Below are 15,866 nucleotides of genomic sequence, written 5' to 3'. Positions count from 1 at the left end.
TTAGGAAGCGGGTTCGCAGGCCGTGTTTTTGAGATCAGTGTCCCAGCACGACTTTTCACCATTGTTGTAGTCGTCTGCCGTAAGCGCGCCGGCGTTTGTAAGCTCATCCCACTCAATCAGGTGGTTGCCCCCTTCAGGACCCATAAGATCCAACGTCACATAGTCGTCGTTGTGGTTAAAAATTGCTGATGCGCCGCCAATGTCTTCAACGTCAGCCGGGATGTCAAAGGCAAGCGTTTCACCGGTGGCCTCATCGATATTGTACGAGCCGTCGAGTACTTTCTGGGAGCCGGACTCTGTTGGGAAATAAACCTGGAAAGTGCCCTGCTGTGCGTCTGTTTGGGTAACCGCAGTGTAAAGCAGGAAGTTTTCCAGGTACTGCCCCGTTTCTTCGATAACGCCGGATATTTTCATGTCCCACTCAACCGCATTCCCATTCGGTCGTGCGCGGAGGTCGATGGCGTTGCGTTGGCCTTCAATCATGGTTTCAGCCGTCCAAACCCATGCTGTACCGTTATATACGGGCTCAACACCCTGGACGGCAGCGGTCATTTCTACAGGGACGTGCAGGATAGCATACGCGACATGGGTTGCGATACTGGCGCGCACGGCAGCGTTGAACCAGTGGCTAAACGCATCGCCCTGTTTGCTGGCAGATTCATCCTGATCTACTGACGACAGGTTCATGGCAAAAGCAGCTTCTGGAATGACTGCTGGTGCAACGGGTTCTTCGTTGCCGGTATCTACGGTATCACATCCTGTAAAGGTGAGTAGCAGGATCAGCAGGACGGCCAGTTTTCTGGCGATATATGTATCATTCATAGCGATAATGAGTATGTTTACTTGGATAGGATCTGGGTGACATTTGATAATGCGCAAAAGCCGGGAAGAATTACCCCGTAACGAATATTCTTTCAGAAAACCCTTTCAGATTAGGGTGAAACAGGCAGGTGTGTGTATCTTTAGTGTGTGTTGAAAGGCAGTCTTAAATCATGGATGAACGCTGGTCACAAATCAGAATGCTCTTCAGGGAGGCGCTTGATCTAGCGCCGGCCCAATGGGAGACGTTTCTCCAGTCGCGGGTTGAGGATGAAAAGATTCGCGACAAAGTGTTGTCTATGCTCGCCGCATACGATGAAGATGATACCTTCCTTGAATCGCCAGCAGCAAACATAGGCCCCGGTGCGCCTGGCCGAAGTACAACCTCTGGTCTGGTGGGTACCCGCGTCGGCCCATATGAAATCAAGCGTTCTATCGCCCGTGGAGGTATGGGGGTGGTTTTTGAAGCGCTAGATACGAAGCTAGATAAAGTAGTTGCGCTGAAAATGATGAGCCCGGCGCTGGTTCAGGACCCCAGCTTCCGCCAGCGATTTGAGCAGGAAGCACGCACCCTTGCCCGGCTCGAAGACCCGCACTTTGTGCGCGTCAACGCGCTAATTGATGAAGGGCCCAACACGTTTATCGTGATGGAATACGTGGATGGGGTGACGCTGGCCCAGCACATCCAGAAGCGCGGCCCGCTTGCCGGTAAAGATGCCATTACCGTAGGCGCACAAATTTTGCAGGCCTTAAGCAAGGCACACCGGCAGGGAATTGTGCATCGCGACCTGAAGCCGAGCAACATCATGCTCACCAAAAACTATGAAGGCCGGCTGCTGGTCAAAGTACTGGACTTCGGGATTGCCAAAAACATCCAGCCAGACGCGCAGCAGACCCGAACGGTCGGCGCCGTGGGTACCCTCTTCTACATGTCACCCGAGCAGGCACGTGGCCTGCGGACCATCGATCATCGTACGGACCTTTACTCGCTCGGCGTAACCCTCTACGAAACGCTGTGCGGCGCGTTGCCTTTTGATACTGGGGTGGATGAATACACCGTCCGCCGGCAAATTGTTGAAGGGCACGTCATCCCCATCAACAAGCGCCTGCCCAAGTTGGATACAGCCCTGGCACGCGTACTTGATAAGGCACTCTCTACCGATCCTGCGGATCGTTTTGACGATGCTGAGACCATGCGCCAGGCACTGATGGATGCACGTACGCAAACGCAACGAAGCGCGAACATGCAGCCTGCAGTAGGGCAACAGGCTGCACAGCCGGCATCTGCCTCAAAAACAGCCAAACGCCGCCCAGTGCCATTGTTTGCTGGTGTAGCAGCTGTTGTGTTGCTCTTGGCTGCGAGTGTTTTCCTGTACAATCAGTTTACCGCATCGCCTGCCGTTCCTGAAACCGCTGCCGTGCAGCCAGTAGCAGGTGGTGCAGAAGCCGAGAACCCGGCAAACCTCGGCGTCCAGCTGGGAGCCGATAGCCTTTCAGATAATGATCGACCGGACAACAACCTGTCCCTTAACGCTCGGACAAACGATGAGGATATTACCTCTTCAGCGCTAGAAAATGCTAACGGAGATGCACAGCCGCTGGATACGACGCCGGCAGGGCAAGGTGGTGAACAGCGCAACATAGCTGATGAAGTGCCCCCCGTCGAGCGTGCAAACCAGGGATCTGGTAGTGAAGATACATCCACATTGCTCGCTGCAGCAGATCCAGAGATATCGCCGCCGCCGGCTGAGGTACCACAGGAAGCTACAGCAGAAGCTGGTGGTCAAGAACAACAACCCGTTCAGATGGGAGAGCTTTCGGTGCGGGCATTGCCAGGTGGGAGAATCTACATCGATGATGTATTACAGGAAAGTTTTATACATAGAGGAGAATTAGAGGCGGGCATGCACAGTGTGCGTATCGAGAATGCAAGACTTGGCATGTGGTCGTGTAGGGTACAGGTAAACCCCAACCTGGTTGAGACCATTAATGTTAATTTTGAGACGGGCGTTGCTCCGGTTGTGGCGGCTGAAGATGCGGATTCCGGTGCTGCAATTCTTGGACTGCCCATCCTTATTGATGGGTACCAAACATCGCGGACTACGCCCGAAAGAGTTCAGTTATTAACAGGGCTACGGCAGATCGAGGTAAGCACTGATACTTATGAACTGGTTGAAACTGTACTCGACCCCGGTGCCGGCTGTTTTCAGAAAGTTGGTAACTTAATTAACGTGCATCCCGAGTCGGTAAGTGGCTGGAGCCCCAGGATTTTGCTTCGGCTGAGAAAAATAAATTAGTACTGCCCGTCAAGTTAATCAGCAAGGGATATCATCAACGCCGGCATTGTGTTTTGAGATTACAATAAAAAATTTTGCTACTACCGGGTACTTTTATATAGATATTGCGCATTGACAGGTAACAACGTTTTTAAACCAGGTCTATTTTAAATGAAACACTGTCGATCTATACCGGAATGCACCCCATCAATTTCATGCATGATCCATGCACTTTGTTTGATGCTGATGCTCAGTTTTGCCGGTACGGCTACTGCGCAGACACAACAAGGAGAGTGTAGCAACGTGATCGCGTTGGCGCAGCAAGACTATCAGCGTGGTTACTTTGAAGAAGCCAGCATTCGCCTATCTGAATGCATCCGGCGTGACGTGCTCACCGAAAAGCAGGAGAAGGACGCGTATCTGTTGCTCGGACAAATTTACTACGCAAATCTCGAACTGGATAAAGCCAGAGATTCCGTTCGCATTTTACTCGAGCGGGATCCTTCAATTGAACTAAAGCAGGAAGAACACAAGCGCGGCTTTATCGACCTTGTTGATGAGGTGATGAAGGAAATGAATACAGAAACAGTTGAGTCTGCACCACCTCCAACCCGTCGCGAAGGGTTCTGGATTAGCGTAGGAATCGGGCCGGGGGAAGGCAACATCAGGTGTGATTGTCCGCTCGGCATCGATGCCTTAATCAGTCAGGATGATCCCTGGAAAGGAGGGGCTGCCGGCAGTTTTTCATTGTCACTCGGTGGGACGATCAGTCCCAAGCTGCAGGTTGGGGCTGAGATAAACCAGTGGGCACGCTCTGTTGAAGATAACGACCGCACCTCTGCAATCGCAGTGCTGACATTCATCGCCCGTTATTACCCGAATGCCACTGGCAATTTCTTTTTGAAAGGGGGGATTGGCTTTGGTGGCGCTACACTTGAAAACAGAATTGTAAAATTGCAGGCAAGTGGTGCGGCACTACAATTTGGATTGGGCTACGACATTATGCTTGGTCGGGCCAAGAAAGTCGCGTTGACGCCATTCTTTAATTTGAATGTACTGTACGTCAACGAAGATGTCCTGATTGTTGATGATATCCGTTTACGCGGGCCAACAGAGCCATCGTATGCACAGCTTGGCCTTGCTGTTACGTGGCCTTAAGCATCCCCTGCTTTACCCTTTTGACAGGGCTTCCTTTAACCAGGCTTTGGCGAGATACCATTCTCGTCTTGTCTTTTTTAGGGAGATGCCTAACAGTTCTGCAATTTCTGGCTGGGTGTACCCGCCAAAATATCTCATTTCCACAATTTGTGATTGGAGCTTGTCTTCAGCCGCAAGTTTTGCAAGGGCTTCGTCTAGCGCAAGAATTTCTTCAACCCTGTCCTGGGTGAACATGTAGAACTCATCTTCAAAAGGCTCGTTTTCTGCGCCCTTGCCGCGCTTGGCAGCGTTGTGCCGGCGCGCATAATCTACCAGGAAGTGCCGCATTTTTGTCGCCACAATGGCAAAAAAGTGGGCGCGATTTTTTGCTGCCAGATTTTCTTCATCGAGGAGCTTGAGGCACGCCTGGTTGACGAGTCCGGTTGGCGTAATGGTATGGTCCTGTCTTTCGCGCGCAATGTATCCCCGTGCGATCCGCCGCAATTCGTGATACACCTGGTCGAACAGCGCGTCTGCTGCGCCGGCTTTGCCGGCCTGCCAATCGTTGAGCAGCCGGGTGACATCACCTTTGGATGGGGTATTGCTTGGCATAGCTTAAGGATGATTGATTGTGCTATCTCACGAAAAAACGTGGTCGAGCATGATGTCGTGTACGCGTGTGGGACGAATGCGATCTTCCGGTATGGAGGTTTTGTGCCGGGTAATAAGAAGCGGACTTTCCTCAGGGTCAGCCGTAAGGTGACCGTGTGAGCCTTTCACGAGGGATGCATCGAGCGGGATAACATCCATCAAATACCGAAAGCCTAGTTTTTTCCTGATGAGCCGGCGCGCAACCTGCAGCATCGGCATTGAGAAGTCGGGGTTGGTAAACAACTCAACCGGATCGTAGCCGGGTTTTCTGTGGATGTCCACTGTGCGCGCAAAGTCGGGCGCTTTGTTGTCATCCAGCCAGTAGTAATACGTAAACCAGGCATCCGGATCAGAGACTGCAACAAGTTCGCCTGACCGCGGATGATCAATGCCATATGCCACCTGGCCTTCCTGATCCAGTACCATGGCAACACCGGGCACTTGTTCAACCAGCGTTTTTACACTGGCTGTCAGCACCGGGTCGCCGACGTAGATGTGCGCCAACTGGTGATCTGCAACGGCAAACACCTTACTGGCGCCGGCGTCGAGCAACTCAAGCCCCATCTCTTCCCGAATCGCAATAAATCCTTCGTTTCGAAAAATACGGTTCAGCGAAATGGGCTTTGATACTTCATTGATACCGTATTCCGAGAGCACAATTACGCGGATGCCTTCTGCTTCAAATTTTGTAATCAACTCTTCGCAGACGGTATCAATTTCTTTGAGGTCTTGGGCAATTTTGGGGTGATTGGGACCAACGCGCTGCAGGTTGTAATCCAGGTGCGGCAGGTAAACGAGTGTGAGCGTCGGCGCGTGTTTGTCGACAACGTGCCGGGAGGCGTCGGCAATCCATTGACTGGATTCGATCGTTGTGGCCGGGCCCCAGAATTTGAACAGCGGAAAGGTCCCCAATTTTTGCTGGAGCTCATCGCGCAGGTTGGCTGGGTGTGAGTAGGCGTCAGGTAGCTTGAGGCCATCTGCGCGGTAGATAGGCCGCGGGGTCACCGAATAGTCAGCCGACGAGTACATGTTGTACCACCAGAACATATTGGCACAGGTAAAGTCGGCATTCCGGTCGCGCGCCCGGTCCCATATTTTTGGCGACTGAATCAGGTGGTTTGATTGTCGCCAGAATTTAACTTCGCACTCATCGCGAAAATACCACCCGTTGCCAACAATGCCATGCGAAGCCGGCATTTCACCAGTGAGGTAGGTAGCTTGTGCAGAGCAGGTAACAGCCGGCAGCACAGGATCAATGGTGGCCTGGTGGCCTTCGCTGGCCCATTTTGAGAGAAAAGGCGTGTTTTCGCCCATCAAGTTGGCCGTAAGCCCGACAACATTCAGCACTACGGTTTTATGCATCTGATTCCTCCAATACGGACAATACCCAGTCGTATTCCCTGTAAATAGATGTTGTCATGTCTTGCTTGAGTCCGGCCGGCAACACCCCCCAGGTATACGTCTCTATTTCGAGGTGGGTTGTGTATGGGGCTGCTACTTGCAGCTTCAGGGCATCCACAATGTCACCCTGCGTCGACTGGATCTGGTTGTAATCGTCTACAAATATCGGGACATGGAAATGAATACGCCACTCGGCTGCGGTTTCTTCCAGGATATAGGGCAGTGCGTTGCCCAGATCGGTGTAATGGTTTAAGGATCCATCGTGGCGCTGCTCAACAACCTGGTGGAGGTACGTAGACTCAACAAACGGGGTAAGGCGGTCGGCAATGGCATTGCGCTGGCTGGCATCCGCAGGTAATTTCACCTTGACTGCGGCGCTGATCTGAACTTTACCAATCAGGATGCCGGCGTCGCTCATTTTTTTGACAACATCTGCAGCAGATTCAAATTCTACAGCAAAATGACACGTGTCGTAGCACAGTCGAATATGGGTGCGGAGTAAGTTTTCCGCTTCGTCTTCAGCTATGCCGAGTTTGTCAGCCAGCAATTTGCGGCCACGTGGAAAAAGCCAGTTGGTAAAGAAAGCAATGGTTTCATCGATGTTTTCGATCAGGCAATCGGGCTCTGGTTCGATGTCGATGTGAATCAGCTTACCTGTTTTCTGGTGGGTGGTTACCAGTTGTTCGGTGATCGCAGCCAGGTGCGCCGTGCTGGTGGCAAACGCATCTTCAATTGCTTTGGCATCGCCATTCAGCCAGGGTTTGTACGAGAGTGGCGAGGTAGAAATACCGCCATCCATACCAGCCGGCAGCAGGGTTGCCAGGATTTCAATCAGCCGCAGCGTATAGTCAACCCGTTCGCGCGTACGCCAGTCAGGCATGTATACCTTGTCTTTGACAACCTGCCCGTGGAAATCGCCATAGGGAAAGCCATTAAAGGTGTATACGTACAGATCATGGGATGCGAGCCAGTCGACCAGTTCATTGAGATGGTTGCCAGTGAGCAATTCGCGGGCGGAAGCATCCGATAGCCGCAATCCAACACCAAACGGGGCATCGGGGGAGAGTTGTTGTTTGAGGGGCAGCGTATAGGTATCGAGGTTTTCTCGAACGGCTTGCCAGGATTCTCCCGGATGGATATTGCTGCAGTAGGTCAGGTGGTACGCGCTGTTTTGCCCCAGCTTCATTGTATGGCTTGCGTTCGTTGAAAAGGTGCTGAGAGAGCTACGCGCCTCCAGTGGGTAGTTGCGGCGCGTAAATCAACTGAAAGCTAACAACTGGCGATCAAAAACCAATACCACACTACTTCGTTGCGGCGGCAACTTTCAGTGAATTGCGTGCAGTTTCTCGGGATTTAAGCATGGCAACGGCTTTTCGGTAGATGTCGTAATCAACTTCGTGAACTTCCGTGCTTTTCCCAATGGCATCGAGTAACAATACCGTAAGCTCACCACCCAGATGTTCGCGAAATTCTGAGAGCCCCCGGAAAAGTGACTGGGGATGGGTTGGGTCGTCCAGGTGTGACGAAAGCGCCGGTACGTACAATGCAAACCCGAGTGTTTCGAAGGTCTGCAGGATCAGAGTCAGCGAAGCTTCGGAAAGTTTGCCGACCAGGTGCGCGTAGCAACAGTCGAGGGCGATGCCTATGGCCACGGCTTCACCATGCCGAATAGCAAAGTTTGTGATTGATTCCAACTTATGGGCTGCCCAGTGACCAAAGTCGAGGGGCCGCGAGCTTCCGCGCTCAAATGGGTCGCCGTATGCTGATATATGGGAGACATGTAAGGCCGCGCAGCGGTGGATAAGATGCTGCATGGCCGGCATATCGCGTACATCTGGTGCAAGCGAAGCTGCGTTTTCGTGAATGAAGGTGAAAAATGCCGGATCTTTGATCAGGGCCACTTTTATGGCTTCTGAAATCCCAGCGCGCCAATCGCGGTCGTCCAGGGTGTGCAGGAAATTGAAATCATTGATGACGGCATCGGGTGGGGCGAATGTGCCTAGGAAATTTTTACTGCCAAATGCATTGACGCTGTTTTTTACCCCAACCCCGGAATCGTTTTGCGAAAGGACAGTGGTTGGGATTCGAATATGGCGAACGCCTCGGTGTGATGTAGCAGCTGCATAGCCTGCCATATCAAGCACAGCACCGCCACCTATAGCGACAATAAAAGAGTGCCGGCAAATTTTGTGTTCGTAGACGGCTTGCTGAATGGCTTCGGTATGGGCCGCATCATTTTTTGCGTCTTCTCCGCCGGGAATAATGCAGGGATCACCTGCACGGTTTATGAGGGATTCATGGGGCGCAAAGTAGGCATCAATATCAGCCAGCAGGGTTGGGTGGTGCTGATGAACGCCATCATCGATCACGAAAAACACGTCAACCGGAGTATCTGCATTGCGTGTGAGCGCGTCAACCAATGTGTTGTTGGTAACCGAAAAAAGATGCTCGGTAAACAGAACATCGTAGGCATATGAAATAGAAAAACGCTGCTGGATGGGTTTCATCATCTACACCAAGTAACTGCACGATGGGTGGGGTATCTTCTGAATTACGTAGCGGCTGTCAGGTTCCTTTTTTGGTGTTGAAAGGATTGGCTCTGCCGATGTGTAGGCATATACGTCGATTAAACCACAAATGCTACAGTGTTCGTTTAGGAAGACCTTTCGCACATGCTTCAGATATGGCTCAAAACCTTCAATCACCAACTTTCAACCTTTAACCAGTAAGCAAATAAATCCTCTGGCATTGATTTGCTTGCACTTAAGTGACCGCAAAGAGCCGGGCCAATCCTATGGATATCGGCAGCAGGAGCAGGACAATAATGCCCATCGGCCAACCGGCAAAACCGGCTGCAAGTGTTGCATTAAGGGGAATCAACCCCATGATGCCGGCGCCAACTGCGCGGCGGATGTGATGGGCTTCAGGGTATTGCGCAGCCTTGAGGAAGGACGGTAACACCATCCATCCAAATAACAAGAGGAACGGCAGGCCATGGAGCAGCTTGAAGGCAGGAAGCAGGCCCATCAATAGCATACCGCTGACAACGGAAAGGATAAAGATGACCGCAACGCGTCCTGTTGTGCTGGAGCCGCCGTGTACTTCGCCCTGGCTAATGGCTGTAATGGCGCCGATGTAAACGATCGGGAGTATGGCAAGAAACCAGAATTCTGGCACTACTGCGGGTATTGCGCTTACGCCGAGCAACAGGTTGCCGCCGCGACAAAGGCCCATGTTGATCGGACCAAGTAAGGTGTGATGTTTGCCAAAGCGGTCGTAGAGTACGGCCAGTAACGCCACCACAATGGCAATGCATCCGCTTAGCATGTGCCACGCAAAAGCTGCAGCAGTTCCGCCGGCGAGTAAGGCAATACCAAAAACTGCAGCGCCGGTTTTAGAAGCTCTACCGCTTGGAATCGCACGTTCCGGGCGTTCCTCTGCGTCTAGCGCGGCATCAAACACATCATTGAGTACAACACCGCCGGCATACAGGCCCGTTGTCGCCAGAAGCAACCAGAGAATTGGTGAGTGCAGGCTCAACGTAAATGCACCGCCGACCCAGATCGCAATCAGCCCCGAAGCTGCGGCACCTGCCAGAATATCCGCCCATGCAGTGACGACGTTTGCCGGCCGGGCAAGCTCGAGGTACGCGCGCAAGGTGCGGAAGAGGGACATGTTGGATGAAAAGATCTAGGCTGGGAGCATGGAGCAGGCAATATACCAGCTATGCCCAGTTCCGATCCGTTGAATATCGAATATCGAACAAGGAACCCCGAATGTCGAAGTGATTATCCCTCACTCCTCACTCCTCACTCCTCACTCCTCACTCCTCACTCCTCACTCCTCACTCCTCACTCCTCACTACTTAATAATCAAGCTTTCTTTCTCCGCAGTTAGTTCGTTGACCGTCGGTACCTGTCCGCCACGCAATACTGAGTTGCCGTAAAGCAGTTGGCGCTGGTCGATTGGGTCGGGGGTGAGCCAGTCTTCTTCTTTCATTTGTCCGCTTTGCCCGTAGGCCGCCAGGGCATTTTCATAGGTCACCTTGCGGATAGACGCCGCATCGATGCCACGTTCAGCCATTAGTTTGGCTGTTTTGGGGACCGCAAGCGGATCGCTCTTGCCCCAGTCAGCGGCGCTGTCTACGATGATGCGCTCTGTGCCGTACTGTTTGACAATCTCTACCATGCGCTCGTTGCCCATTTTGGTGCCCGGGTAGAGGGTGAAAGCAGCCCAGAATCCACGATCCAGGACTTCTTTGACTGTCTCTTCATTGTTGTGGTCAATGATAACGCTGGATGGGGCGAGGCCATGTTCGATGCACCGGTCCATGCTCTGGCTGGTACCCTGCTTTTTATTGCGGTGCGGCGTGTGAATCATCACGAGCATATCAAGCTCGCGTGCCAGGTCGAGTTGCTTTCTGAAGTAGCGGTCTTCGAGGTCCGACATATCATCATACCCGATTTCGCCTATGGCAACGACCCCTTCTTTGCAGGCATAGAGCGGCAGCAACTCCATGACTTCGTCTGCGAGCCTTTCCTGATTTGCCTCTTTTGAGTTCAAGCCAATCGCGCAGTAGTGCCGGATGCCGAATTGTGCGGCCCGAAACCGTTCCCAACCAACAAGCATCCCGTAGTAATCCTGAAAAGAAGAAGCGCTAGTTCGCGGTTGGCCAAACCAGAATGCCGGCTCAATGATGGCAACAACACCAGCGGCACGCATTGCCTCATAGTCATCGGTTGTGCGGGATACAGCGTGGATATGGGGGTCTATATAAATATCGGTGGCCATTGCTTTGTATGGTTCAGGTTTTACAGGTGGCGGGTATCAGGCTAAGTGAGCGGCAGAAAAGGTGTCCCAGGTTAAGGTACCAGCTTCAATACGTGCTTGCAGGTCTGGCCGGCTCGCCAGCAAAGTTGTTGCCTTTGTCGCAGGGCTTTGGGAAAGCGCAAGCGCGCCGGCTTCCTGCTGTACTGGGTCATCGTCTTCAAGTACGCGCTGTAAATCAGCAAGGTGGTTGTCTGTAGCAAACGGGCCTACGGGGCGCCAGAGTTCCGGCGTTACGACACGCCCGGCTGCCCAGCGCTCATGTGCATAGTCCACCAAAATTTCAGCGAGGGTGGCATTGGCGCGCGCATCGAGCCCCATGATACGGTGGAGTGTGCTGCCGACAAAGCAACTCTTTAGCACCAACTGATTCCAGGCATTCTCTTCGAAATATTCAGCAGGAAACGGGTTACGGAGCGCGACGGCTTCGAATACGGAGGTCATATTACTACGCAAGCCTTCTGCCGCACGGTCGACAAATTTTTCCGGATGTGGGTAGAGGGGGAGAATTTGATACAGCACCACGCTTTCTCCGATATCGGCAGCATTGAATACTTTTTCGAGCTTTTCAATATAGGGTGCAACGGGTGTATTGGGCAGTGAGAGCGCCATGAGTGCGCGCGCAGCCTGGTCTACGCTCCAGTTCTCGGGATGCCAGTTGGTGCGGGCGTGGCTTGCTGCCTGGCGTTCATTGGCGTCCAGCCTGAGGTCTGCTTTTCCGGTGTAGCGGGGTACCGCGCTGAAGGAAGTAAAAAAGACCCAGTCATCAGCGCCGGCTGCAATTTTTTGTGACTTATCCGTTACCCAGGCAAAGGCATCGGTTGGCAGCGCCTTACGCAGCCATTCACGCAGCATGGTACAAATTTCAGCGACTTCGGCGGAGTGTTGGGTGATCATGAATAGCATCCTCAGGGGTTGTCAATATTTCGTCTCAAAACCGTGTTTATTTGTGCTGTGTTTCTGAGTTCACATGGAATTGGCATGAAAGACTTCAAGGTTGGCTGACACGGCGGTTATGCCGGCGAAAGCCCTCACTGCACGCATTGTTTGTTGGAAAATACCGGTAGGTAATGGGCCAAAGGATAAAGTATCCATGCGCCAAATCACGCTTACTTAATCATCCAATAAAGTGCTTGGTCTGAGAGGAATGGTACTAACTTTGCGTTTGCATGCACACTTCCTCTCAGTAGGTCAAACAAAGGAAAGATACGGTCAAAAAGTATTACCAGTAAGGCAAATATTCGCATTCTTTTGTAGGGCCTGACGCATCCTGAATGTCGGGAGAAATAGATTTTTATACCTACTTCCCTCAAGATGTTTACTGCAGGAGAAGCAGCACGAAATCTCCAAAACCCTTTTCACTGAAAAAGTAAAGAAAATCATGGCAGACGTTAATGGCCTCCAGCAGGCACAGCTGGAAGAAATTACAGAACCTGTAAAAGCTTTTATCCTCGAGACTTTTCTCCCGGGTGAAGACCCCAGCGCACTGGAAATGGATACTCCGCTGATTTCTGGTGGTGTAATTGACTCTATTTCTACACTCAAACTGGTAACCTTCCTGGAAGAAGAATTTGACATTCAGGTCCAGGCAAACGAAATGAATGCCGACAACCTGGATACGCTGTCTGAAATTACCTCGTTTGTTATCTCGAAGCAGTAGGAATCATGGCTGATCAGAACAACAAGTTGTACAATCTGCTGGTAAACAGCGCTGCGCGTTTACCGGAGCAAATTGCAGTAGAAGATCCCGAACGTGAGAATGAAATTAGCTATGCAGATTTCGATGCGTGTACGGATCAGATAAAAGAAAAGCTTGTCGCGCATGGTGTTGTACCGGGCGATCGTGTAGGCGTGTGTGTACCCAAGTCGATCTGTTCTTTGTCGGCTGTGTTTGGCGTACTCAAAGCTGACGCTGCATACGTACCGGTCGACCCAACTGCACCGGCCAGCCGGAATGCATTCATTTTCCAGGACTGTGAAGTCCGGTGCATGGTGGTCGCCAAAAAGCTACTCGACGGATTGAAGGCTGAGTTTGGCGATGCCTATACCCTGACCGAAGAGCCGTTGTCCTTTATGGATGGCTATGACGTTGAGCTGATCCTGGTTGCGGTGACGTATAACGAAGGCACCACCCAGGCGCCGGTTGATAACCTGGCTTATATCCTCTATACATCAGGTTCAACGGGTAAGCCGAAAGGCGTAATGCACACCCATGACAGCGCATTGAGTTTTGTGAACTGGTGTTCTGATACAGTACCGGTAAGTGAAAAGGACAAGTTTTCTTCTCATGCGCCGTTTCACTTTGATTTGTCTATTCTGGATATCTACGTACCCATGTTGCATGGGGCAACCCTTGTACTAATTGGGGAGTCGCTGGGCAAGCAACCGGCTCGCCTTGGGCCCGTCGTTTCGGAGCGCAAGATTTCAGTATGGTACTCTACCCCTTCCATTCTGCGCTTGCTTGTTGATTATGGCGGATTGGAAAATCACGATTACAGCGCGTTGCGCGTGGTCTTCTTTGCCGGCGAGGTCTTTCCGATCAAACACTTGCGGAACCTCAAAGACAAATGGCCACATCCGGATTATTACAACCTGTATGGGCCGACGGAAACGAATGTCTGCACCTACTACAAGTTGCCGGCAGAAATTCCGCTGACACAGACCGATCCGTTTCCAATCGGACCCGTTTGTGAAAACGACCAGGCGCTTGTCATTGATGGCGACGGTGGTGTGGTAGCAAAAGGTGCAGATGGTGAGCTGCTGATTGCCGGCGGTTCAGTGATGAAAGGCTACTGGAATCTCCCTGATCGTTCAGCTGAAGCGTATCATACGGATGCTGACGGGAAGGAGTGGTACAAAACAGGAGATATTGTGCGGGAGTCAGATGCTGACGGCTTTATTTTTGTCGGCCGGCGCGACCGCATGGTAAAGCGCAGAGGATACCGCGTGGAGTTGGGAGAAATCGAGGCCGCGCTTTACAGGCACCAGGCTGTCTCTGAGGCAGCGGTTGTTGCGTTGCCCGACGAAGAAAGTGGCGTAATGGTAAAGGCGTTTCTCAGCTGGTCTGATGGCAAGGCGCGTTCGCTTATTGAAATGAAGAAATTTTGTGCGGACAACCTGCCCCTGTATATGATTCCAGACCGGTTTTCTTCGCAGGATGTGCTGCCCAAAACCTCTACAGATAAAATTAATTACCAGGCTCTGAAAGAGCTGAACTAACCGCAAAGTCTGTTTGCTGGATTGTGGCTGCAACACTGCTGAGCAAGCAGGTGTAGCCACAATCGGCTTTAGACCCTTTGCCGAGGCTGCAAAAACAATGGAATTCAAGCTTTCGAAAGAGCAGAAAAAATTCAAGAGAGAAGTTACCAGTTTTGCAACGAAGCAACTCAAAGACGAGTCGTTGCAGGAGCGGGAGAGCGGTCGTGCATTTTCGCGTGACTTGTGGGATAAATGTGGTGAAGAAGGGATTCAGGGACTCCATGTGCCTGAGGCCTACGGTGGTAAAGGATGTGACACTGTAGAACTGGCTTTGGCGATGGAAGCGATGGGGAACGGGTGTGACGATGCCGGCTTGCTGGTGAGTCTGAGCGCCCAAATGCTACGCTGTCAGGTACCGCTGATGCAGTTTGGTACGGATGCCCAGAAGGAAAAGTATTTACCGGGCCTGGCCAAAGGAAGCATGGTTGCAACCTGTGCAATGCACGAAGTTGAGGCCGATGCAGATTATGACAACCTGACCACAACGGCTGTTGCTGATGGCGATGGGTTTATCCTTACCGGCAAAAAGGCCGGCCTCATCAATGCGCCCATTGCAGATGTTGCGCTCGTGTATGCCGTAACGGATGCTGAAAAAGGAATTGATGGAGGGATCACCTGCTTTTTGCTGGACACGAGCCTGGCGGGCGTAACGCGCACTGCTGATGAAGATGCCATGGCGTATCGCACAGCTTCTGTTGGTGGTTTGCAGATGGAGAATGTGCAAGTGTCCGCTGATGCTGTGTTGGGTGAAGTTGGTGCCGGAGCAGCGGTTTACAATGCCGGCGTAAAGTGGGAGCGCAGCTTACTTTCGGCCATGCACGTTGGACGGATGGACTATCTACTGGAGAAAGCAATTATGTTTGCACGCACCCGCAAGTCGCAAGGCCAGCCGGTAGGTAAAAAGCAGTCAGTTTCTCATCGCATTACGGATATGAAAATGCGTCTGGAAGTAGGTCGCTTGTTGAGTTACAAAGCGGCCTGGAGCCTGGAGCACAATCCGAGCGACACACAGGCTGCATCGATCTCGAAGCTATTTGCGAGCGAGTCTATGGTTCAAAGTACCATAGACGCCGGCCAGATTTTTGGTGGCGAAGGATTTGTGGCGAGCGAGCAAACAGGCCGTTCTTTGCACGATGCTTTTGGTAGTACGCTGTACGCAGGTACTGCTGCCATGCAACGCAATACAATCGCCCGTTCCCTCGGACTTGTATAGCGCTTGCTGATACGGAATTAGCGTCTATCCGAAAACCTGCATTGCGTTGATGCGCGAAGTAAAAATGAGGTTTTCGAATAGACGTTCACAAGGGCCGGTTTCGATCGGCCCTTTCTCTTGTAGGTAGCATCGCCCGTAGAAGTATGGGTATAGCTACGCGCCAAAAGTTAATTGCTGCTTACTCCATTTACTGATGGCCACTTTGGGTCGATACATGTATAGCCGACCCCCGCATGATCGCTATCATTTGTCAGTAATAATAATTATCCCGCATACCGCTTGTT

13 protein-coding genes are annotated in these 15,866 nt (G+C 52.0%); 5 read left to right on the top strand and 8 right to left on the bottom strand.

The window, feature by feature from the left end; all coding sequences use genetic code 11:
* Complete coding sequence (locus AAF564_11135) at positions 1–822, bottom strand: hypothetical protein (protein MEM8486095.1); 822 nt, start codon at positions 820–822, stop codon at positions 1–3.
* A 170-nt stretch (positions 823–992) separates the two neighbouring features.
* Between AAF564_11135 and AAF564_11130 the strand changes: the two genes are divergently transcribed.
* Complete coding sequence (locus AAF564_11130) at positions 993–3,116, top strand: serine/threonine-protein kinase (GenBank protein ID MEM8486094.1); 2,124 nt, start codon at positions 993–995, stop codon at positions 3,114–3,116.
* Positions 3,117–3,335: 219 nt separating this feature from the next.
* Positions 3,336–4,253 carry an autotransporter outer membrane beta-barrel domain-containing protein gene (locus AAF564_11125; GenBank protein ID MEM8486093.1) on the top strand — a complete coding sequence of 306 codons (918 nt, stop codon included), beginning with the start codon at positions 3,336–3,338 and terminating at the stop codon, positions 4,251–4,253.
* A 12-nt stretch (positions 4,254–4,265) separates the two neighbouring features.
* Here AAF564_11125 and AAF564_11120 read toward each other — a convergent pair whose 3' ends face one another.
* From AAF564_11120 to AAF564_11090, 7 genes are all read right to left on the bottom strand, one after another.
* A complete protein-coding gene (locus AAF564_11120) occupies positions 4,266–4,844 on the bottom strand; it encodes an ECF-type sigma factor (protein MEM8486092.1) in 579 nt (192 codons plus the stop codon).
* A 27-nt stretch (positions 4,845–4,871) separates the two neighbouring features.
* Positions 4,872–6,245, bottom strand: coding sequence for a nucleotide pyrophosphatase/phosphodiesterase family protein (locus tag AAF564_11115; protein ID MEM8486091.1), 1,374 nt, complete (start codon positions 6,243–6,245; stop codon positions 4,872–4,874).
* A complete protein-coding gene (eboE, locus tag AAF564_11110; protein ID MEM8486090.1) occupies positions 6,238–7,470 on the bottom strand; it encodes a metabolite traffic protein EboE in 1,233 nt (410 codons plus the stop codon). The genes AAF564_11115 and eboE overlap by 8 nt, the downstream gene beginning before the upstream one ends.
* Positions 7,471–7,585: 115 nt before the next feature.
* A complete protein-coding gene (locus AAF564_11105; GenBank protein ID MEM8486089.1) occupies positions 7,586–8,794 on the bottom strand; it encodes a 3-dehydroquinate synthase in 1,209 nt (402 codons plus the stop codon).
* Positions 8,795–9,047: 253 nt separating this feature from the next.
* On the bottom strand, positions 9,048–9,959 hold the full coding sequence (eboC, locus tag AAF564_11100) for a UbiA-like protein EboC (protein ID MEM8486088.1): 912 nt from the start codon (positions 9,957–9,959) through the stop codon (positions 9,048–9,050).
* 186 nt (positions 9,960–10,145) lie between these two features.
* Positions 10,146–11,075 carry a TatD family hydrolase gene (locus tag AAF564_11095; GenBank protein MEM8486087.1) on the bottom strand — a complete coding sequence of 310 codons (930 nt, stop codon included), beginning with the start codon at positions 11,073–11,075 and terminating at the stop codon, positions 10,146–10,148.
* 36 nt (positions 11,076–11,111) lie between these two features.
* Complete coding sequence (locus AAF564_11090; GenBank protein ID MEM8486086.1) at positions 11,112–12,008, bottom strand: EboA domain-containing protein; 897 nt, start codon at positions 12,006–12,008, stop codon at positions 11,112–11,114.
* Between the two features lie 484 nt (positions 12,009–12,492).
* Between AAF564_11090 and AAF564_11085 the strand changes: the two genes are divergently transcribed.
* The 3 genes from AAF564_11085 (at position 12,493) to AAF564_11075 (ending at position 15,582) form a co-directional block, all read left to right on the top strand.
* Entirely contained in the window at positions 12,493–12,771 is a 279-nt protein-coding gene (locus AAF564_11085; GenBank protein MEM8486085.1) for an acyl carrier protein, read from the top strand.
* 5 nt (positions 12,772–12,776) lie between these two features.
* Positions 12,777–14,330, top strand: a complete 1,554-nt coding sequence (locus AAF564_11080) for an amino acid adenylation domain-containing protein (GenBank protein MEM8486084.1) — start codon at positions 12,777–12,779, stop codon at positions 14,328–14,330.
* Between the two features lie 97 nt (positions 14,331–14,427).
* Positions 14,428–15,582 (top strand): acyl-CoA dehydrogenase family protein, encoded by a 1,155-nt coding sequence (locus AAF564_11075; protein ID MEM8486083.1) that lies wholly within the window; start codon positions 14,428–14,430, stop codon positions 15,580–15,582.
* Positions 15,583–15,866: the final 284 nt, after the last annotated feature.

The organism is Bacteroidota bacterium, from assembly GCA_039111535.1.
In the GTDB taxonomy this organism is placed as follows: Bacteria; Bacteroidota; Rhodothermia; order Rhodothermales; family JAHQVL01; genus JBCCIM01.
Note: the sequence above shows the minus strand (reverse complement) of the source record. Positions and strands in the feature narration are given on the sequence as shown.

Excerpts from the sequence above, each read along its gene's own strand:
- AAF564_11135 (MEM8486095.1), bottom strand. The coding sequence starts at position 822 with ATGAATGATACATATATCGCCAGAAAACTGGCCGTCCTGCTGATCCTG.
- AAF564_11130 (MEM8486094.1), top strand. The coding sequence starts at position 993 with ATGGATGAACGCTGGTCACAAATCAGAATGCTCTTCAGGGAGGCGCTT.
- AAF564_11125 (MEM8486093.1), top strand. The coding sequence starts at position 3,336 with ATGCTGATGCTCAGTTTTGCCGGTACGGCTACTGCGCAGACACAACAA.
- AAF564_11120 (MEM8486092.1), bottom strand. The coding sequence starts at position 4,844 with ATGCCAAGCAATACCCCATCCAAAGGTGATGTCACCCGGCTGCTCAAC.
- AAF564_11115 (MEM8486091.1), bottom strand. The coding sequence starts at position 6,245 with ATGCATAAAACCGTAGTGCTGAATGTTGTCGGGCTTACGGCCAACTTG.
- eboE (MEM8486090.1), bottom strand. The coding sequence starts at position 7,470 with ATGAAGCTGGGGCAAAACAGCGCGTACCACCTGACCTACTGCAGCAAT.
- AAF564_11105 (MEM8486089.1), bottom strand. The coding sequence starts at position 8,794 with ATGATGAAACCCATCCAGCAGCGTTTTTCTATTTCATATGCCTACGAT.
- eboC (MEM8486088.1), bottom strand. The coding sequence starts at position 9,959 with ATGTCCCTCTTCCGCACCTTGCGCGCGTACCTCGAGCTTGCCCGGCCG.
- AAF564_11095 (MEM8486087.1), bottom strand. The coding sequence starts at position 11,075 with ATGGCCACCGATATTTATATAGACCCCCATATCCACGCTGTATCCCGC.
- AAF564_11090 (MEM8486086.1), bottom strand. The coding sequence starts at position 12,008 with ATGATCACCCAACACTCCGCCGAAGTCGCTGAAATTTGTACCATGCTG.
- AAF564_11085 (MEM8486085.1), top strand. The coding sequence starts at position 12,493 with ATGGCAGACGTTAATGGCCTCCAGCAGGCACAGCTGGAAGAAATTACA.
- AAF564_11080 (MEM8486084.1), top strand. The coding sequence starts at position 12,777 with ATGGCTGATCAGAACAACAAGTTGTACAATCTGCTGGTAAACAGCGCT.
- AAF564_11075 (MEM8486083.1), top strand. The coding sequence starts at position 14,428 with ATGGAATTCAAGCTTTCGAAAGAGCAGAAAAAATTCAAGAGAGAAGTT.